Source organism: Streptomyces sp. NPDC041814 (assembly GCF_055590565.1).
The window spans coordinates 240,497-259,200 of record NZ_JBVJAM010000002.1; the positions used below are offsets into that span (position 1 = coordinate 240,497).

The window sequence follows — 18,704 nt, forward strand, 5'->3', positions numbered from 1 at the left end:
GTTGTGTGGCACCACCTTAACGAATCACCACACGTGAGGAGATGTGACGACTAGTCTGGGCAGGGCCGGACGAGGGCAAGGGGGACCCTGGTGAAGATCCTGCACATCGTCACGCTGCACACCCCGGACCACGCCTTCGGCGGTCCGACCCGGGTGGCGCTGAACCTCTCGAAGGTCCAGCGTGCCGGGGGCGACGACGCGAGGATCATGGCTCTCGGCGACGGCTTCGACGGACCCCTGCCGTCCGAGGTGGAGGGCGTCCCCGTCCACCTCTTCCAGGCGCGCCACCTGCTGCCGATGTTCGAGGTCAGCGGGATCACCTCCGCCGCCCTGCTGCGGACCGCGCGCCGCATGATGCGCGGCGCCGACCTCGTCCACGTCCACCTGATGCGCGACCTGGTCACCCTGCCCGCCGCCCTCCTCGCCCTGGCCTCCGGCACCCCCCTGGTCGTCCAGACGCACGGCATGGTCGACCCGACCGAGAAGCGCGTCGCGCAGCTCACCGACCTCCTGGGCGTCCGCAGGGTGCTGCGCGGCGCCGACGCGGTGCTCCACCTCACCGAGGCCGAGCGCCTCGACGTCAACGCCGTCGCCGCCCCCGTGCCGCTCACCCGCACCGTGCGCCTGGTCAACGGGGTGCGCCCGCAGCCGTTCAAACCGGCCCGCGAGCCCGGCCGCCCTCCGACCGTGCTGTTCCTGGCCCGCATCCAGGAGCGCAAGCGCCCCGAGGACTTCGTGGCCGCGATGCCCGCCGTGCTGGCCGAGCATCCCGGCGCCCGCTTCGTCCTCGCCGGACCGGACACCGGCGCCCTGCCCGGCACCCTCGCACTGGCGCGCCGCCTCGGGGTGACGGACTCGCTCGACCACGTGGGGCCGCTCGGCCACGAGGAGGTGCTGGAGGCGGGGCGCGAGGCCGACGTCTACGTCCTGCCGTCCATCGAGGAGCCCCTGGGCGTCTCGGTCCTGGAGGCGATGTCCGTCGGCACCCCGGCCGTCATCACCCGCACCTGCGGGCTCGGGCCCGATGTGGCGCGTGCCGGGGCGGGCCGGGTCATCGACAGCCGGGTGGGGGAGGACGCCGCCAACGCGGGCAAGGTCGCGCGGGCGGTCCTGGAACTGCTCGACCCGGACGCCAACGCGGTCGCCGGGAAGGCCGCCTGGGAGCTGGTCAACGAGCACTTCACCATCGAGGTCGTCACCCGCACCCTCCGGCGGACCTACGAGGACGTGGTCCGCCGGAGCGGCGAGGGCGTCAGGAAGCGGGCCTCTCCCGCGACTTGAGCGCGATCTGCCAGCGGTAGAAGCTCATCGCCAGGGCGAAGTCGAACCCGGCGCGCCCGTCGAGGAACCCCCGCCGGTAGACGTACATGTACGCGAACGACAGCAGCGGCTTGAACGGCGCCTTGTGGAACAGCTGCCCCTGCCGCGACTTGGCGCGGCGGACCTGTTCCTTGACCTCCGGATGATGATTGAGCCACGCCTCCCAGTCCGAGTACCGGTTGTGCCGTTCGAACCAGGCCGTCACCGGGTCCAGATCCTGGTGCTCGATCGGATGACGCAGCGCCGCCGTGCTCCGCGCGACCGGCTGGTAGTGCCCCTCCACCTCCCCGATGCCGGGTGCGTCCAGATCGCCGACCTCCGGGTAGTGGCAGCGCGTCCGGTCGGTCAGCGAGCGCTTGCGGATGGTGTAGCCGTGCCGCAGCCGCCTCCCGGAGAACCAGTAGCCGAGCGGGATGTCGTACGCGGCGGGCTTCGGCGCGCCCGGATCCGCGAAGATCCCCCGCAGTTCGGCCAGCAGCCCAGGGCTCAGCCGCTCGTCCCCGTCGAGCAGCAGGATCCAGTCCAGGTCCGTGCGCACATGGTCCAGGCACCACTGCTTCTTGCGCGGATGCCCCCCGTCCCAGGTGTACAGGACCACCTCGGCGCCGCACTCGGCGGCGATCTTCGCCGTGTCGTCGGAACTGTGCGAGTCCACGACGACCACCGCCTCGAAATGGCCGATGACCGACCGCACGGCCTCCGCGATGTTCAGCCCCTCGTTCTTCGTGGGGATCGCCACGGCTATCGGCAGCTTCCTCATCCGTTCTCCCCTTCGGGCAGCCAGGCCCAGCAGCCTGTGGAGGTGAAGGCGAGGGCCGCCTCCGGAATCGTGATCGTGGTCCGCTTGCCGTTCCGCGAGGAGCCCGAGAGCAGCACCTTTCCGGCCGGACCGGTGACCTCCCAGGCGCAGTTCGCGGTGGGGGAGACGTCCCGGTAGCGGCCGGGCCGCAGCGCCTCGCCCCGGTGCACCCCGTCCGCGTACCCGTGCGAGGCCCGTTCCACGAGGTCCTTGTGGACGGGGCACAGATGGGCGACCGCGGGCTCCGCGCCGGTGATCTCGCCCGTCACGATGGCACCCACCGCGGTGTCCCGGTCCGCCTTGACCAGGTAGCCGAGCCGGTCGCAGGTCTCCTGCCCGGTCTGGAGCACAGCGGCCGGGTCCATGCCCACGGGCACCCGGTCGGTCAGATACTCCTTCTGCTTCCTGGTGAACGTGCCGGTGGCGGGCGTCAGCCGGTCGGTGGGGATCTTGGGCGGCTCGCTGCTCCGCGAAGGCCGGGGACCGGCGGAAGCGGCCCCTGAGGGCTCCGCGTCCGTCCCGGCCACGCGCCCGGGGGAGGAGGCGACGGCGCGAGGTGCCCCCGCCGCCCTGCCGCCCCCGGCACCGTCCCCGTGACCGGAGGACGAGCCGCACGCGGCCAGTGCCGCCGTCGCGAGAACGACGGCGGCACCGGCCAGGAACGTGTTCCTCATGCACTGTTCCTCAGCGCGTAGTGGGCACTGACCTGGGCCGCGGTCAGCGCGGCCGGATAAACGGCGGTCTCGTCGATCTGCCCGGCGAAGAAATTGCTCGTCGGCCGGTTCGGCCAGGTCGCGAGATTGTCCCCGCCCACCCGCCAGTAGCCGGTGTAGCTCTGGTTCCTGGTGTACCGCGAGTTCGAGGCGCGCAGCTGCCCGTCCACGTACAGGGCCATACCGCCGGAGCCCTGGGTGGCGACGACATGGTGCCAGGCACCGTCGTTGTACGCCCCGGTCGTGCTGACGGTCTGGCCGCCGTTGTTGGAGGTGCCGAACGTCAGCCGCCCATTGTTGAGCATGTACACGTGCTTGTCGTACTTGCCGCTCAGCTCCATCGTGTTGCTGCCGAAGCCGATGATCTTCCCTCCCCGGGTCGTCGTGGTCTTGATCCAGGTCTCCACGGAGAACGCCGGGACCTGGGACCGGCTGCCGTTGCTGTACGCGTACTGGGTGGACCCGTTGAAACCGATGGCGGTCGAGGGCCCGGCCACGGCCGCCGGGGTCTGCCGGTACGAGGGCGAGCCGCGCAGGAAGCCGTTGTCCAGCCCGGCCCCGGTGTCGGCGGCGAACGTCGACGTGCCCTCGTCGTAGCGCCAGTAGAGGGTCGCCCCGTCGGAGAGCACCTTCGCCGGATAGCTCTCGGCCTTGGCGGCCACGGTCGCGCTCACCGCGGGCGACTTCGCGCTGGTGTTGGTGCCGTCGCTCGCGCTGATCCGGTACGTGTGCGTCTCACCGGGCGCCACGTCGGTGTCCGTCCACCGCAGCTGCGGACGGTCCCAGAAGACGGAGTAGCCCGTCGTCGTGTGGACCGGGGTGGATGCCCCGTCCTTGTAGATCCGGTACGTGAGCACCCCGTCGTCGGTGTCGAAACTGGTCTGCCAGTTCACGTCCACCTTGCCCGGGGCGACCGTCGAGACGCTCACGTTCGGCACCCACGGCGCCCCCGTGTCCGGGCCGTCGGCGAACCGGGTGAGCCCCTGCTGCGCCTTGCTGTTGACCGTGGTGAACTCGCCGCCCACCCACAGGTAGTGGTGCCCGCCCTTGTCCGTCTGTGCCATCACGCGCGGGCCGACCGGCTCGCCGATGCCGTCATTGGTGTCCGGGAACCACGGCAGCAGCTTCGGGTCGTCCACCGACTGCGCCAGCAGGTGCTTGCGCGGCTGGTCCGGGAACTCGCCCATGGACGCGCAGTCGTGCGCGTGACTGCCGCTGTAGAGCACCCCGTTGTGGACCAGCAGCGCCTGTGTGGCGCCCAGGCAGGTGTCGCGCCACACTTGGTTGAACGTGGAGAGGTCGAGGGCGATCCGTCCGTCGAACACCCCGCCGCCGGTGCCCTCGTTGGCGGTGTAGAACTGCTTGGCGTCGCTGGTGAGATCCTGCACCGTCGAGGTGTTCGGGATGAAGCCCGGGTAGCTCTTGTCCAGTGCGCCGGTGGTGGCGTCCACCACCGCGAGCGCGTGCGTGCTGGTGCCGTTCACGGTGAAGAAGTCCCCGCCGAGCACCACGTGCTGCCCGTCCGGTGTGACCTCCACCGCCCGGCCCACCTCGTCCGCGTTCGCCGTCCACGGCTTCAGCGCCGCACCGGTGGTGACAGCGGCGAAGAAGTTGCGGGACTGGCCCGCCACGCTCTTGAAGTCGCCCCCCAGGTACACCGTGTCGTCGGTGACCGCGAGCGCCCGCACGGTGGCGGAGACGGCGACCTTGAAGTCCTGGCGCGGGGTGCAGGTGGCGGTGTCGATGGCCGCCACGTTGCTGACGCCCACCCCGTTCACGGCCCCGAACTGCCCGCCCGCGTAAAGGGTTTCACCATCCGGGGACAGGGCCAGCGCACGCACGGTCGCGGTCCCGGAGGAGAGCGTGAACGACAGGGAGCAGCCGGTGGGCGCACCCGTCGCGGTGTCGAACGCGGCGAAGTTCACCGCGGGCTGCTCGGAGGTCCCGGCGGCCGCGCCCGGCGGCCGTACGGTGGAGAAGGTGCCGCCCGCGTAGACCACACCGTCGTCGGACGCGGCCATCGACCAGACGATGCCGTTGGTCTGCCAGGTGGAAAGGTTGTCCGCGGTGATCGACACGGGTGCGGTGAGGGCGGCGGCCGGGGGACTGCCCGCGGCGGCGGCGCTCAGGGCGCCCGCGAGCAGGCCGAGCGCCGCGGCCCGCGTCCGGCCGCGTCGGCGCCCTGGGGTTCGGTTCATCATTCAGCTCCGAAGGTGAGAACGAGCTGCGGCCCGCTGGCCGCGGTCGAGGGGGCGGAACCGGGGCCCCGCCCCAACCGGCGCGTGCGGCCCCACCGTGTCACCGGTGGGGGTGGGGGCGCGCCGGAGCCTGTTACCGGTCCACGCGCACGGCGGCCCCCGCGAGTTCGTCGGAGAGCCGGCGCACATCGGCGTCGACCATGATCCGGGCCAGCTCCCGGGCCCGTACGGCCGGTTTCCAGCCCAGCAGCTGTGCGGCCTTCGAGGCGTCCCCGATCAGCGCGTCGACCTCGCTGGGCCGCTCGTACTTCGCGTCGTAGCGGACGTACTCGCGCCAGTCCAGGCCGGCGTGCTCGAAGGCGTACTCCAGGAACTGCCGGACACTGACCCCCTCCCCGGTGGCCACCACGTAGTCGTCCGGGGTGTCGCACTGGAGCATGCGCCACATCGCGTCCACGTACTCGGGGGCGTAACCCCAGTCGCGCACCGCGTCCAGGTTGCCCAGATGCAGCCGGGACTGGAGGCCCGCCTTGATCCGGGCCACGCCGCGGGTGATCTTCCGGGTCACGAAGGTCTCCCCGCGCCGGGGCGACTCATGGTTGAACAGGATGCCGTTCACCGCGAACATCCCGTAGGCCTCCCGGTAGTTGACCGTCGCCCAGTACGAGTACACCTTGGCGACGCTGTACGGGCTGCGCGGGTGGAACGGCGTCAGCTCGTTCTGCGGGGGCGGGTTCGCGCCGAACATCTCCGAGGAGGACGCCTGGTAGATCCGGGCGTCGATACCACTGGCCCGGACCGCCTCAAGGAGCCGGATCGTGCCCAGGCCGGTCACATCCCCCGTGTAGAGGGGTGCCTCGAAGGAGACCCGCACATGCGACTGGGCGCCCAGGTTGTACACCTCGTCGGGCCGGATGTCCCGCAACAGGTTCACCAGCGCGACGCCGTCGGCCAGATCCGCGTGGTGCAGCACGAAGGACCGGTGCTCCTGCTCCGGGCCCTGGTAGATGTGATCGATCCGCTCCGTGTTGAAGCTGGACGACCGGCGGACCAGCCCGTGGACCGTGTATCCCTTCTGGAGCAGCAGCTCCGACAGGTACGACCCGTCCTGGCCGGTCACCCCGGTGATGAGCGCGGTCTTCGCCACGTTTCCCCCTTCTGCGGTCGCCCGTAAGGCAGTTGGTCATGAAATGTCAAGGTCTGAGGTATCCGGACCAAAACGTCACCGTTTCGCCCGGCTGCTGGCACAATCCGAAAACATGACGACTGATCTCCCCGGCCCTCCCCGGGAACGAGTCCCGTCCCTGCTACGCCCCGGCGCCCGCGTGTTCGTCGCAGGTCACCGGGGCCTGGTCGGGTCGGCGGTGGCCCGCCGCCTCACCGCCGACGGCCACGAGGTGATCACCCGCGGCCGCGACCTCCTCGACCTCCGGGACGCCGGGCGCACCGCCGCCTTCCTGCGCGGCATACGCCCGGACGCCGTGGTGCTGGCCGCCGCCCGGGTCGGCGGGATCATGGCCAACAGCACGTATCCCGTGCAGTTCATCGAGGACAACCTGCGCATCCAGCTGAGCGTGATCGCGGGCGCGCACGCGGCCGGCACCGAGCGGCTGCTCTTCCTCGGTTCGTCCTGCATCTACCCGAAGCGCGCCCCGCAGCCGATCCCCGAGAGCGCCCTGCTCACCGGGCCGCTGGAACCCACCAACGAGGCGTACGCGCTGGCGAAGATCGCCGGAGTCGTGCAGACGCAGTCCTACCGCCGCCAGTACGGCGCCTCCTACATCAGCGCCATGCCGACCAATCTCTACGGCCCCGGCGACAGCTTCGACCTGGAGACCTCGCACGTGCTGCCCGCCCTGATCCGCCGCTTCCACGAGGCCCGCGAGTCCGGCGCGCCGGCCCTCACGCTCTGGGGGTCCGGAAACCCCCGGCGCGAGTTCCTGCACGTGGACGACCTCGCCGCCGCCTGCGCGCTCCTGCTGGAGCGCTACGACGACGACGCCCCGGTCAACGTCGGCTGCGGCGAGGACCTCACCATCCGCGAACTCGCCTCGACGGTCGGCGAGGTGACCGCCTACGAGGGCGAAATCCGCTGGGACACCGGCAAACCCGACGGCACCCCGCGCAAACTCCTGGACGTCTCGCGGCTCAGCTCCCTCGGCTTCGTACCGCGCATCCCGCTGAAGGAGGGCATCGCGGAGACTTACGCCTGGTGGCTCCGGCAGCGGGCCGCGTAGCCGCCCCCGCCCGGCCGGGCGGCCCGTCCCCGTCCATGACGGACGGGCCACCCGGCCCCTTGTCCCGGTGCTCATCGGCCCCCGTCCTCAGTACGCCCCGCGGCCGTCGGTGACGGCACGCAGTGTCCGGGCCATGAGCCCCATGTCCGTGGCCACCGACCAGTTGTCGACGTACCAGAGGTCCAGCGACACCGTCTCCTGCCACGAGAGATCGGACCGGCCGCTGACCTGCCACAGGCCCGTCAGCCCGGGCTTCACCACGAGCCTGCGCAACTCCCGCTCGTCGTACCGGGACACCTCGTCCGGCAGCGGCGGCCGAGGGCCGACCAGGGACATGTCACCCTTGAGTACGTTGATGAGCTGGGGCAGTTCGTCCAGCGACGAGCGGCGCAGCAGGCGGCCGAGCCGGGTCACCCGGGGGTCCCGGCGCATCTTGAACATCGGGCCGTCGTTCTCGTTGGCCTCGTCCAGCCGCGCCCGGTGCCGCTCGGCGTCCACCACCATCGTGCGGAACTTCCACATGACGAAGGGGTGGTTGTGCTGCCCCTGGCGGACCTGTCGGTGGAAGACCGGCCCGGCCGAGGTGAGCCGGACCGCCACCGCGATCAGCAGCAGCAACGGGGACAGGGCGACCAGCCCGCAGGCGGCACCCGCCCGGTCCACCGCCGCCTTCAGGACCGGCTGAAGACCCCGGCGCAGCGGCGGCACGATGTGCAGCAGGGTGAGCCCGGCCGCCGACGAGGGCCTGATCCGGTCCGCCGCGGTCTCCGAGAGGTGCGAGAGCACCGACACCTCAAGGCCGCCGTCGTGCAGCCCCCAGGTCAGCCGCCGCAACCGCTCCTCGGCCAGTCCCGGGCCCGGCACCACCAGCGCCAGGTCCGCCTCGTGCGCGAAGGCCGCGCCCAGCACCGTCGAGGCGTCGTCCCCCGCCGGTGCCGGAGCGAGCCGCCCCGGCACCGGGACCTCGCAGCTCAGCGCCGCCGCGCCCACCGGCAGCGCGGCCACGACCAGATAGCCGTGGTCCTCCCGCGAGGTGAGCAGCCGCACGGCCCGGTCCACCCCGGCGGCCTCGCCGACCACCAGCACCCGGCGTGCCGTCCGGCGCCTCCCGGACCAGGCGAGACGGCGGCGGGCCCACGAGGTGCCCGCCCCCGCCACCAGCCCGGGAATCAGGGCGACGACGGCCGCCGCCGGGTCGATCGGCGCGTCCAGCACGGTCCACAGCACCGCCAGCAGACCGATGAGCAGCAACCAGTCCCCGGGCGTGGTCAGCGCCCCGGGCGGACGGCCCGGCACACGTAAGACGTACCGGCCCCGCGCCACCCGGACCCCGCACCACACCAGGGTGGCCGCGAGCGCCCCGGCCAGGGCCTCGGGCTGCCCGTCGGCGCGGAGCACCAGCCAGGCGGGTAACCCCAGTCCGGCGGATTCGGCGCACACCACCAGGGGCAGCGGGCCCGGGCGCCTGCCGGTTGCCCCGGCGCCGCGTGCGGACGGCACGTCCGGGAGCTGCCGCGGCCGGCCCAGGTCCTGGCCGCGCGGCAGTCCTGAAGAGGTCCGCGGACGTGGCGCTCCCGCCAGTCCCACGGGCCTCGGTATATCGGATTCGGGTAGCTCGACATGCCCCATGAACCCCCCAGTCACAGTCGCATCGCCACAAACGGGGCGCATCCGCCTATCCAGTGGACTGACGGACGCGCCCTCGCTCGGTGCACGATATCCACACACATGGCATTTCGCTGGAGTTCCGGTGAAGTTCAGACAGGAGCGGTGATCCGGTACTCGTCCCGATCCGTACCGGATCCCATGTTCTGTGTGCACCTGTTGGTATGTGTGACACGCGCCAAACGGTTGGTGTGCGGATATGTACCTTGGTCTGCCAACTACCGTACGTGCTCGTTCGGTTGCGTGGGTGGTTTCGGGCCGCTCGGCTCCGGCGGCCGCGGGGCGGTCTGGGAGAATGCAGTGCCGGGAGCACGTGCCCGGCCATGAGTGGAAGAAGGACGCACGGTGACCCCCGCGGAGAAGAACTGGGCCGGCAACATCACCTTCGGCGCGAAGCGGCTGTGTGTGCCGAGATCCGTCCGGGAACTGCGCGAGACGGTCGCCGCCTCCGGCGCGGTCCGCCCCCTGGGGACCCGGCACTCCTTCAACACCGTCGCGGACACCTCCGGCGACCATGTGTCGCTCGCCGGACTCCCGCGCGTCGTGGACATCGACGTCCCGGGCCGCGCCGTCTCGCTGTCCGCCGGACTCCGCTTCGGGGAGTTCGCCGCCGAACTGCACGCGCGCGGTCTCGCCCTCGCCAACCTGGGCTCGCTCCCGCACATCTCGGTCGCCGGCGCCGTCGCGACCGGCACCCACGGCTCGGGCGTGGGCAACCGCTCATTGGCGGGCGCGGTGCGTGCCCTCTCCCTGGTGACGGCCGACGGGGAGACGCGCACCCTGCGGCGCACCGACGAGGACTTCGCGGGCGCGGTCGTCTCCCTCGGCGCCCTCGGCGTGGTGACGTCGCTGGAACTCGACCTCGTGCCCGCCTTCGAGGTGCGCCAGTGGGTGTACGAGGACCTGCCCGAGGCGACACTCGCCGCGCGCTTCGACGAGGTGATGTCCGCCGCCTACAGCGTCAGCGTCTTCACCGACTGGCGCCCCGGCCCGGTCGGCCAGGTCTGGCTCAAGCAGCGGGTGGGCGACGAGGGGGCACGGTCCGTGATGCCCGCCGAGTGGCTGGGCGCCCGGCTCGCCGACGGCCCCCGGCACCCGGTCCCCGGGATGCCCGCCGGGAACTGCACGGCGCAGCAGGGGGTGCCCGGGCCCTGGCACGAGCGGCTTCCGCACTTCCGGATGGAGTTCACCCCGAGCAACGGCGACGAGCTCCAGTCGGAGTACTTCGTGGCCCGCGCGGACGCCGTCGCCGCCTACGAGGCCCTGGCCCGGCTGCGGGACCGGATCGCCCCGGTGCTCCAGGTCTCCGAGCTCCGCACCGTCGCCGCCGACGACCTGTGGCTGAGCCCCGCCCACGGCCGGGACTCGGTGGCCTTCCACTTCACCTGGGTCCCGGACGCGGCGGCCGTCGCGCCGGTGGCCGGGGCGATCGAGGAGGCCCTGGCCCCGTTCGGCGCCCGCCCGCACTGGGGCAAGGTCTTCTCGACGGCCCCCGAGGTGCTGCGCACGCTCTACCCGCGCTACGCGGACTTCGAGGAGCTGGTGGGCCGCCACGACCCCGAGGGCACCTTCCGCAACGCGTTCCTGGACCGGTACTTCCGCCGCTGATCCGCGGGCTCAGCGACCGTCGCGTCCGTCCTCGGCCCGGGACGGCCAGGCGGCGGCCGAGCGGCCCGGGGCGAGCTGGTCGACCACCTCGGCCAGCTCCTCGCAGGCGTGCTCGATGCGCTGCCGGATGTTCTGCTGCTCGGTGACGATGGCGGCCAGCAGGAGAGCGGTGAGGGCGACGGCCCCGTTCAGCACCGTGAGGTTGATCATCACCTCCACCATGGTGTGCCCCGCGAACGGGCCGGCCCGGTCCGTCCCGGCCATGATCGCCAGGACGGACACCAGCAGGGCGCAGGGCGCGCTGCCCGCGAGCCGGAAGCGCAGTGCGGCCCAGATGATGACCGGGAAGACCAGGTAGAGCATCGACAGCGAGCTGCGGGTGGCGACCAGCGTCCCGGCGACCGCGACCGCCAGCAGCGCCACCGCCTCCGCCCAGCGGTCCGTCAGCCGGGGCAGCCGTGCGCGGGGCAGGACCAACAGGACCGGGGTGACCATGAGCACGCCCATGACGTCGCCCGCCCACCAGGCCGCCCAGACGGACCAGAAGTCGTGGAGCGGGAGCTTTCCGTCCACCACCAGCAACCCCGCCCCCGTCGTGCTGCTGATCGTCATGGGGACCATCCCACCGAGAAACACCAGGATGAGGCCGTCGCGCAGCCGTTCCAGCCCCTTGCGGAAACCGGCCCGGCGCATCAGCAGGTACGCGCACAGCGGCGCGAGCGTGCTGCCCATCACGATGGCGGCGGTGGCCGGTCGCGGACTGCCGGTGAGGGTGGTGACGACGGCCAGGGAACCGATCGCGACCCCGGGCCACGCCCCCGCCCCCAGGTACAGCAGACAGCCCAGCGCGATCCCGGTCGGTGGCCACAGGGGTGTGACCACCGCCCCGTGGACGGTCACCTGCCGCAACAGCCCCAGCCGGGCCGCCCCGTAATACACGGCGGCGACGCCCACCACACGCAGGACCGCCATCAGGTACCGGCGGGTCCGTTCGCTGTGGATCACGCCTCTCATCAGACACCGGCCCCGGGGCGGACGGCGATGTGACACGCACGGGCGGCCCGGGGCCTGCCTCACCCTCCGCCGGAGGCCGGGCACCCGTGCCGCAGGACGAGCACCGCGGCGTCGTCCTGGTGCCCCGTCCGCTCGGCGGAGCCCATGACCGCGTCGGCCAGCGCGTCCGCTTCCCCGGTCGCCCGGGAGCGTACGAGCCGCACCACCTCGTCCAGCCCTTCGTCCAGGGAGTACGAGGGGCCCTCGACCACCCCGTCGGTCAGCAGTACGAACGCCCCCTCGTCGCCGAGCGAGCGCGTGGTGACCGGGTACTCCTCGCCCGCCTGCACCCCGAGCGGCAGCCCGCCCTCGTCGTCCGTGATGCCGGCCCGGCCGTCGGCGGTGGCCCAGACGGCGGCCACATGACCGGCCCGGGCGCTGCGCAGTTCCCCGGTGGCCGGGTCGAGACGTACGAAGGTGCAGGTGGCGAGCCGTCCGGTGTCGGCGGCGAGCAACAGGTCGTTGGTACGGCTCATGACCTCGCCCGGGTCCTCCGCCGTGAGCGCGAGGGCGCGCATCGCGATCCGGATCCGGCCCATGAAGGCGGCGGCCTCCACATCGTGGCCCTGGGCGTCCCCGATGGCGAACGCCAGCGCCCCGTCGGGGAGCACGAACCCGTCGTACCAGTCGCCGCCGATGTCCAGGCCGCTGCGCGCGGGAGCGTACCGGGCGGAGGTCCGCAGGCCCGGCGCCGACGGCAGGTCGGGTGGCAGCAACTCGCGCTGGAGCGCCTCGGCCAGCTCCACCCGGGCCCGGTGCAGCTCCACCTCGCGGCGGGCGCGGGAGGTGAGGTCGTGGAGGGTGGTGAGCAGTTCGTCGGAGCTGGCCGACCGGGAGGGACGACGCCGGTTCATGGGCCGCTCCGCGGGACGGGGGATGGCGGGCCGGGCCCCTGCATCCTATTTCGGCGGGGGACCGGGCGCAGGCCGGGCGGGCGGCGGCGGCCGGTTGGGTGGATGCTGGAGGTGGACCCGTGCGTCGGCCCGCGCCCGCCGGCCGGTGCGGGCCGGGAGGTACGCGATGAACCGCACGCTGGAATGGACGGTGCGCGTCGAGCTCTCCGAGGAGGGCGGGACGACGAGGGCGGAAGCGGTGCTGGACACCGGCACCGCGAAGCTCACCGGCCAGGGGGTCGCCCGGCTCGGCCCCCAGGACCCCGACGTCCCCACGATCGGCGACGAGGTCGCGGCGAGCCGGGCCATGCACGACGTCGCCGGGCAGCTGATGAGCGTGGCCGACCGCGCCATCGGCGAAGCCGGCGCCGGCCGGCCGGACGGCCCGGTGCCACCGCCCTACGCCTGGTCCGACGCCACGGCCTGAGCGCGCGCCGCGGCCCGCCCCCGGCGAGGGGGACGGGCCGCGGCCCGGTGGCCGTCAGTCGGCGTACGTGATGTCCGAGCCGCTGTAGATGCAGTTCGTGCCGTCCGCTCCGGTACCGGTCTTGGACGGCTCGCCGCTGGTCACCCCCTTGTACTTCGTGCAGATGTCGATGTCGTGGTCCGAGTCGTCGTAGATCGTGACGCCCGAGAAGCGCGCCGTGTCGCCGTAGTTGGTGTTGATGCCGACCAGGGTGTCGCCCGGCGCGGTGACCCACACGTTCTGCACCTGGACGTGCCGGCCGTACTGGGTCGAGCAGTTGCCGCACGAGCGGTAGAGCTTCCCGAAGTCCTCGACCTGGAAGTTCTTGATGATCAGCGTGCCGCCGCCGTTGTGCTGGAAGACCTTGTCGTCCGCGCGTCGCGCGCCGCCGCCGTCGACCGTGCGGACCAGCGAGGAGGAGCCGCCGAGGAAGGTCGCGGCATCCTCGCCCACGTCCTCCCACCAGACGTTCTTCAGCGTGCAGGCGCCCGCGCAGTGCACCCCGTCGGCCGCCGGGGAGCCCAGGATGACGTTCTGCAGCGTGGCTCCGTCAGCCAGCTCGATCAGCGCGGGCTGGTCCTCGTCCTGGCCGTCGCTGCCGAGGTCGCCGCTCCCGTAGAAACGCTTCATGCCGCCGTCGTAGCTGCCCGACACCTTCATCGTCGAGGTGAGGGCCTGGCTGCCGTTGGCCGACGGCCACGCGGGGCGGGTGCCGGGGTCGGTGGGCGGATCGGTCGGCGGGTCCGTGGGGTCGGTCGGGTCCGTCGGCGTCGAACCCGCCGCGGTGAAGGTCCAGCGCTTGCTGGTGACCGAGTCGCAGGAGTTCTGCTGCACCAGGGCACCGGCCGCGGTGGAGCTGTCCTTCACGTTGAGGCACTTGCCGCCGTTGGCGTTGACGACGCGATAGGTGTCGCCGCTCACCGGTGAGAGCGTCCACACCTGGCCGGCGCCACCGGTGCAGGTCTGCTGCTCGACGGCCTTGCCCGCGCTGGTGGAGGCGTCCCGCACCCCGGCGCACTTGCCGCTGTGCGCGGCGGTCAGCGTGTAGCCGCTGCCGGATGCCTTGAGCTGCCAGGTCTGGTTGGCGGCGCCGGTGCAGCCGCGCTGGGCGAGCTGGGTGCCGTCGGAGGTGCCCGAGCCGGGGACCTCCAGGCAGAGCCCGCTCGCCCCGTTCGACAGGCTGTACGCGCCGGTCGTGGGCGCGGCCGTCGCGGAACCGGTCGCGACCAGCGCCGTGACACCGGCGAGGATCAGTGAGGAGAGGGCGACGAACGAGGCGGCTGTCCGGCCGCCCCGCCGTCTGGCATGCTGATTTCTGGTACGCACTGGGTGTTCCTTTCACCGCCCGCGGCGTCCTCCGCGGGCACCAATGAGTGGTTCGGTGCGGTGGTAAGGCGATCCCTCGACCCTGCGGAACGATGCCGTTCGCGTCCCGCAGGGTGAACCGAGTTCTTGTATGCGAACAGCGGCGACCGTACGGCATCGTCATGCACCGGTCAATAAGTGGCCCTGATGTGTTACCGGCGCCCCGCGCCCCGGCGCATCCCGCCCATCGGGCCGGGGCGCACCGCACCCGTATGCCTGTCAGGAGTCCTCGTCCCGGAGCTCCTGCTCCGTCCACAGCGCCTTGCCGTTCGTGCTGTAGCGGGTGCCCCAGTGGTGGGCGAGCTGCGACACGATGAACAGCCCGCGCCCGCCCTCGTCCACCGTCCGCGCGTGCCGCAGATGGGGGGCCACCGGGCTGGTGTCGTGCACCTCGCAGGTCAGCGCGCGGTCCAGCAGCAGCCGTAGTTGGAGGGGCGGCGTCCCGTAGCGGACCGCGTTCGTGATCAGCTCGCTGACGATCAGTTCGGTCGCCTCGATGGTGTCCTCGTCCAGCTCCCAGCCCTCCAGGCGGTCCCGGACGAGGGTGCGGGCGACCGCCGGAGTGGTCCGGTCGTGGACCAGCTCCCAGGTCGCCACCCGGTCCGGCGGCACCACGCCCGTCCGGGCGAGCAGCAGCGCGGCCCCGTCCGGATCGGCCTCGGCCGGCAGGTTGTACACGATCGCGTCGCACAGGTCGCGCAGCCGCCGCTCCGGAAAGGCCAGGGCGTCCCGCACCCGCTCCACCGACCGCTCCTCGGGCAGCAGCGAACCGGTGAGGAACGCCAGCACACTGCCCTCCTCCAGCCGCACCGAACCCGTCGCGAAGGGCGCGCTGTCCGTCGAGAAGAGCGCCGGCCCCTCCGGCACGTCCAGCAGGAGCGGACGCCCGTCCGGCCCGACGGCCACCGGAGCGGGATGCCCGGCGCGGGCCACCGTGCACACCTGCGTGAACGGGTCGTAGACCGCGTACAGGCATGTCGCGGTCAGCGGCTGGCGGTGCAGCGAGTCCCCCGGCGGCAGCGACCGCCGCTCCTCGACCAGCCGGTCCGCCGTGTCGTTGAGCCGGGCCAGCACCTCGTCGGGCTCCAGGTCGAGCCCCGCCAGCGCGTGGATGACGGTGCGCAGCTGCCCCATCGTGATGGCGGTCTGCAACCCGTGTCCGGCGACGTTGCCGATGATGAGCGCCGTCCGGGCGCCGGAGAGCCCGATCGTGTCGAACCAGCATCCGCTGTTGCGCCCGGGCAGCAGGACGTGCGCGGTCTCGATCGCGACCCGGTCGCCCTCGTGCTGGGGGAGCAGCCGGCGCTGGACGGTCGAGGCGATCACGTGCTCGCGGGCGTAGCGCAGCGCGTTCTCGATGCTCAGCGCCGTGTGCGCGGCGGCGGTCAGCGCGAGCGTGAGGTCTCGCTCGTTGAAAGGATCGCCCCGGTGCCGGTACAGGCTGACGAGGCCGAGCACGGAGCCGTGCAGCTTCAGCGGCGCCACGATCATCGAATGCGCCCCGGTCGCCTCGATCATCCGGCGCGTCGACGGGTCGGCGTCCAGCCAGGGCGTGTCCGGGCCCAGTTGGACCAGCCGGGGCCGCAGATCCGTGACGGAGAGGGCGAACGGGGTCGCCTCGGGCAGCCGGCGCAGCTCACCGACCAGGTTGTCCGGCGCCGCCTCCGTGCCCCGCACCGCCGCACGCCGCAGCGGCACGTCCCGGCCCAGTGGGCTCAGCGGGGGATCAGCCCCGCGCAGCACCTCGTCCACCACCTCGACCACGGCCAGGTCGGCGAACGCGGGCACCAACGCCGACACCAGCCCCTCGCAGGTCGCCGCCACATCGAGGGAGTGGCCCGCACCCCGGCGCACCGCCGCCAGCACATCGGCCCGCACGTGCGCCTTCTCCCGCTCGTTGACGTCGACCACGGCCGCCAGCAGTCCGAGCGGGCGGCCGTCCCCGCCTTCCAGGCGGTGCAGGGTGACGTTCAGGCTGCGGTCGGGGCCGGGGGCCCGGGCGACGCGCCCGCGCACCGGGTGGTTGACCACCGGCGCGCCCGTCTTCAGGACCTGGCGCAGCAGGTGATCCGCCTCGTCGGGGTCGTCCAGCCGGTAGGCGTCGGTGAAGTGCAGGCCGACGATGTCCTGCGGATCCACCTCCTCGGTCAGGGCGTTGACGCGGACCACCCGGAGCTCCAGGTCCAGGACGTGCAGACCGACCGCGGACTGGGTGAACAGCGTTTCGAGCAGCGCCTCTTCCATCTCGTCGCCCGGGCCCGCACCGGGGGCCGTGGTACCGGTGTCCGACACGTCGCACCCCCAACGGGCTCCGCCACCCCTGGCGATCGGCAGCTCTCCGGACAGCCTGCGCGCCCCCGGGACGGGGCCGCCACCGCGCGGCGCCGAACGGGTGAGCGCGTACGGGATTCGCGGGGGCGGCAACCTTTCCGTGCCCGGCGGCCACTGAGCAGTACCCCACCCCCACTCCGGAAGGCACGTACCGTGGCTCTCGCGTATCCCCGCACCTCCCGCAGACGCCGTACCACCCGGACCCGGACCCTGCTCGGCGCCGTCACCGCCGGAATCCTCGCCGCCGCCGGACTGGTCGTCACCGGCCATACCTCGCACGCCGCGACCGCACGTCAGGTGGAGGCGCTGGACCGGGGCGTCGTCAGTGTGCACACCGACTCCGGCAACCTCATCAGCTGGCGCTGGCTCGCCACCGACCCCGATTCCGTCGCCTTCAACGTCTACCGCGCCGGTACGAAGGTCAACGCCTCGCCCATCACCGGCTCGACCAACTACTTCCACACCGGCGCCCCCAACTCGGCCGACTACACCGTGCGCGCAGTCGTCGATGGCGTCGAGCAGGGCGACTCCGTGCACGCGGTCCAGTTCCGCGCCGGCTACAAGGACGTGCCCATCAGCCCGCCCCCGGGCGGCACGACCCCCGACGGCGTCGCCTACACCTACGAGGCCAACGACGCCTCCGTCGGCGACCTCGACGGTGACGGCGCGCTCGACTTCGTACTGAAGTGGCAGCCGACCAACGCCAAGGACAACTCCCAGTCCGGCTACACCGGCAACACCGTCGTGGACGGCATCAGGCTCGACGGCACCCGGCTGTGGCGGATCGACCTGGGCCGCAACATCCGCTCCGGTGCGCACTACACGCAGTTCCAGGTGTACGACTACGACGGCGACGGCCGGGCCGAGGTGGCGATGAAGACCGCCGACGGCAGCGTCGACGGCCGGGGCACCGTGATCGGCAGCGCGTCGGCCGACCACCGCAACTCCTCCGGCTACGTCCTGTCCGGCCCCGAATACCTCACCATGTTCAACGGCCTGACGGGCGCCGCCATGGGCACCGTCGACTACGTCCCCGCACGCGGCACCGTCTCGTCCTGGGGCGACAGCTACGGCAACCGCGTCGACCGCTTCCTCGCCGGCACCGCCTATCTGGACGGTGGCAGGCCCTCACTGATCATGGCGCGCGGCTACTACACCCGCACGGTGATCGCCGCCTGGGACTGGCGGAACGGGGCGTTCACCCGGCGCTGGACCTTCGACACCAACAGCTCCACCAACACCGGCCGGGGCTACGACGGCCAGGGCAACCACCAGCTGTCGGTGGCCGATGTCGACGGCGACGGCAGGGACGAGATCGTCTACGGCGCCATGGCCGTCGACGACAACGGCAGCTCCCTGTGGACCACGAAGAACGGCCACGGCGACGCCATGCACGTCGGCGACCTGGACCCGGCGCGCCCGGGCCTGGAGGAGTTCAAGGTGGATGAGGACGGCTCGAAACCCTCGTCCTGGATGGCGGACGCGAAGACGGGCCAGATCATCTGGTCGACGCCCGCCGGCGGCGACAACGGACGCGGTGTCAGCGACGACATCTGGGCGGGCAGCCCGGGCGCCGAGTCCTGGTCGTCCGCCGCCTCCGGGATACGCGACCCGCACGGCACCGTGGTCGCGAGCCGCAAGCCCTCCAGCACCAACTTCCTGGCCTGGTGGGACGGTGACACCACCCGGGAGCTGCTGGACGGCACCCACATCGACAAGTACGGCACCTCCGGTGACACCCGCCTGCTGACCGGCGCCTCCGTCCACTCCAACAACGGCACCAAGGCCACCCCGGTCATCTCCGGCGACCTCCTCGGCGACTGGCGCGAGGAGGTGGTCTGGGCGACGACGAACAACACCGCGCTACGGATCTACTCCACGCCGTACGAGACCGGCACGAGGATCACCACCCTGCTCCACGACACCACCTACCGCACCGCCCTGGCCTGGCAGAACACCGCCTACAACCAGCCTCCGCACCCCGGGTTCTTCCTCGGGAACGGGATGGCGACGGCCCCGCGGCCCACGGTGTGGACCCCGTGAGCTGAGGCCCGCC

14 protein-coding genes are annotated in these 18,704 nt (G+C 72.3%); 5 read left to right on the forward strand and 9 right to left on the reverse strand.

What is annotated here, in order from left to right:
* Positions 1 to 90 precede the first annotated feature (90 nt).
* A complete protein-coding gene (locus tag ACZ6C6_RS06475) occupies positions 91 to 1,281 on the forward strand; it encodes a glycosyltransferase (RefSeq protein WP_469199711.1) in 1,191 nt (396 codons plus the stop codon).
* On the opposite strand, the gene ACZ6C6_RS06480 is transcribed toward ACZ6C6_RS06475, so the two are convergent.
* From ACZ6C6_RS06480 to gmd, 4 genes are all read right to left on the reverse strand, one after another.
* Complete coding sequence (locus tag ACZ6C6_RS06480; protein WP_469199713.1) at positions 1,253 to 2,080, reverse strand: glycosyltransferase family 2 protein; 828 nt, start codon at positions 2,078 to 2,080, stop codon at positions 1,253 to 1,255. The genes ACZ6C6_RS06475 and ACZ6C6_RS06480 overlap by 29 nt on opposite strands.
* The gene (locus tag ACZ6C6_RS06485; protein WP_469199715.1) at positions 2,077 to 2,793 is read right to left on the reverse strand and encodes a hypothetical protein; all 717 of its coding nucleotides are present in this window, start codon (positions 2,791 to 2,793) and stop codon (positions 2,077 to 2,079) included. The genes ACZ6C6_RS06480 and ACZ6C6_RS06485 overlap by 4 nt, the downstream gene beginning before the upstream one ends.
* A complete protein-coding gene (locus tag ACZ6C6_RS06490) occupies positions 2,790 to 5,033 on the reverse strand; it encodes a LamG-like jellyroll fold domain-containing protein (protein ID WP_469199717.1) in 2,244 nt (747 codons plus the stop codon). Before ACZ6C6_RS06490 ends, ACZ6C6_RS06485 begins: the two co-directional genes overlap by 4 nt.
* Positions 5,034 to 5,163: 130 nt before the next feature.
* Positions 5,164 to 6,177 carry a GDP-mannose 4,6-dehydratase gene (gmd, locus tag ACZ6C6_RS06495; RefSeq protein WP_469199719.1) on the reverse strand — a complete coding sequence of 338 codons (1,014 nt, stop codon included), beginning with the start codon at positions 6,175 to 6,177 and terminating at the stop codon, positions 5,164 to 5,166.
* Between the two features lie 112 nt (positions 6,178 to 6,289).
* Between gmd and ACZ6C6_RS06500 the strand changes: the two genes are divergently transcribed.
* Complete coding sequence (locus ACZ6C6_RS06500) at positions 6,290 to 7,267, forward strand: GDP-L-fucose synthase family protein (RefSeq protein ID WP_469199721.1); 978 nt, start codon at positions 6,290 to 6,292, stop codon at positions 7,265 to 7,267.
* Positions 7,268 to 7,354: 87 nt separating this feature from the next.
* On the opposite strand, the gene ACZ6C6_RS06505 is transcribed toward ACZ6C6_RS06500, so the two are convergent.
* Positions 7,355 to 8,854: a sugar transferase gene (locus tag ACZ6C6_RS06505; RefSeq protein ID WP_469199723.1), complete on the reverse strand. Its 1,500-nt coding sequence runs from the start codon at positions 8,852 to 8,854 to the stop codon at positions 7,355 to 7,357.
* Positions 8,855 to 9,277: 423 nt separating this feature from the next.
* On the opposite strand from ACZ6C6_RS06505, the gene ACZ6C6_RS06510 reads away from it, so the two are divergent.
* Positions 9,278 to 10,540, forward strand: coding sequence for a D-arabinono-1,4-lactone oxidase (locus ACZ6C6_RS06510; protein WP_469199725.1), 1,263 nt, complete (start codon positions 9,278 to 9,280; stop codon positions 10,538 to 10,540).
* Between the two features lie 9 nt (positions 10,541 to 10,549).
* Here ACZ6C6_RS06510 and ACZ6C6_RS06515 read toward each other — a convergent pair whose 3' ends face one another.
* Entirely contained in the window at positions 10,550 to 11,545 is a 996-nt protein-coding gene (locus ACZ6C6_RS06515; RefSeq protein ID WP_469199727.1) for an MASE1 domain-containing protein, read from the reverse strand.
* A gap of 68 nt (positions 11,546 to 11,613) precedes the next feature.
* Entirely contained in the window at positions 11,614 to 12,447 is an 834-nt protein-coding gene (locus tag ACZ6C6_RS06520; protein ID WP_469199729.1) for a PP2C family protein-serine/threonine phosphatase, read from the reverse strand.
* A gap of 166 nt (positions 12,448 to 12,613) precedes the next feature.
* Here ACZ6C6_RS06520 and ACZ6C6_RS06525 point away from each other — a divergent pair, with 166 nt between their 5' ends.
* Positions 12,614 to 12,913 carry a DUF1876 domain-containing protein gene (locus tag ACZ6C6_RS06525; RefSeq protein WP_469199731.1) on the forward strand — a complete coding sequence of 100 codons (300 nt, stop codon included), beginning with the start codon at positions 12,614 to 12,616 and terminating at the stop codon, positions 12,911 to 12,913.
* A 54-nt stretch (positions 12,914 to 12,967) separates the two neighbouring features.
* Here ACZ6C6_RS06525 and ACZ6C6_RS06530 read toward each other — a convergent pair whose 3' ends face one another.
* Entirely contained in the window at positions 12,968 to 14,278 is a 1,311-nt protein-coding gene (locus ACZ6C6_RS06530; protein WP_469199733.1) for a pectate lyase, read from the reverse strand.
* Between the two features lie 258 nt (positions 14,279 to 14,536).
* Entirely contained in the window at positions 14,537 to 16,609 is a 2,073-nt protein-coding gene (locus ACZ6C6_RS06535; protein ID WP_469199735.1) for a SpoIIE family protein phosphatase, read from the reverse strand.
* A gap of 192 nt (positions 16,610 to 16,801) precedes the next feature.
* On the opposite strand from ACZ6C6_RS06535, the gene ACZ6C6_RS06540 reads away from it, so the two are divergent.
* On the forward strand, positions 16,802 to 18,691 hold the full coding sequence (locus ACZ6C6_RS06540) for a rhamnogalacturonan lyase (RefSeq protein ID WP_469199737.1): 1,890 nt from the start codon (positions 16,802 to 16,804) through the stop codon (positions 18,689 to 18,691).
* Positions 18,692 to 18,704: the final 13 nt, after the last annotated feature.

What these genes read in the sequence shown, in the direction of transcription:
- ACZ6C6_RS06500 (WP_469199721.1), top strand. Translation starts at nt 6,290, where the DNA reads ATGACGACTGATCTCCCCGGCCCTCCCCGGGAACGAGTCCCGTCCCTG.
- ACZ6C6_RS06525 (WP_469199731.1), top strand. Translation starts at nt 12,614, where the DNA reads ATGAACCGCACGCTGGAATGGACGGTGCGCGTCGAGCTCTCCGAGGAG.
- ACZ6C6_RS06520 (WP_469199729.1), bottom strand. Translation starts at nt 12,447, where the DNA reads ATGAACCGGCGTCGTCCCTCCCGGTCGGCCAGCTCCGACGAACTGCTC.
- ACZ6C6_RS06490 (WP_469199717.1), bottom strand. Translation starts at nt 5,033, where the DNA reads ATGATGAACCGAACCCCAGGGCGCCGACGCGGCCGGACGCGGGCCGCG.
- ACZ6C6_RS06485 (WP_469199715.1), bottom strand. Translation starts at nt 2,793, where the DNA reads ATGAGGAACACGTTCCTGGCCGGTGCCGCCGTCGTTCTCGCGACGGCG.
- ACZ6C6_RS06480 (WP_469199713.1), bottom strand. Translation starts at nt 2,080, where the DNA reads ATGAGGAAGCTGCCGATAGCCGTGGCGATCCCCACGAAGAACGAGGGG.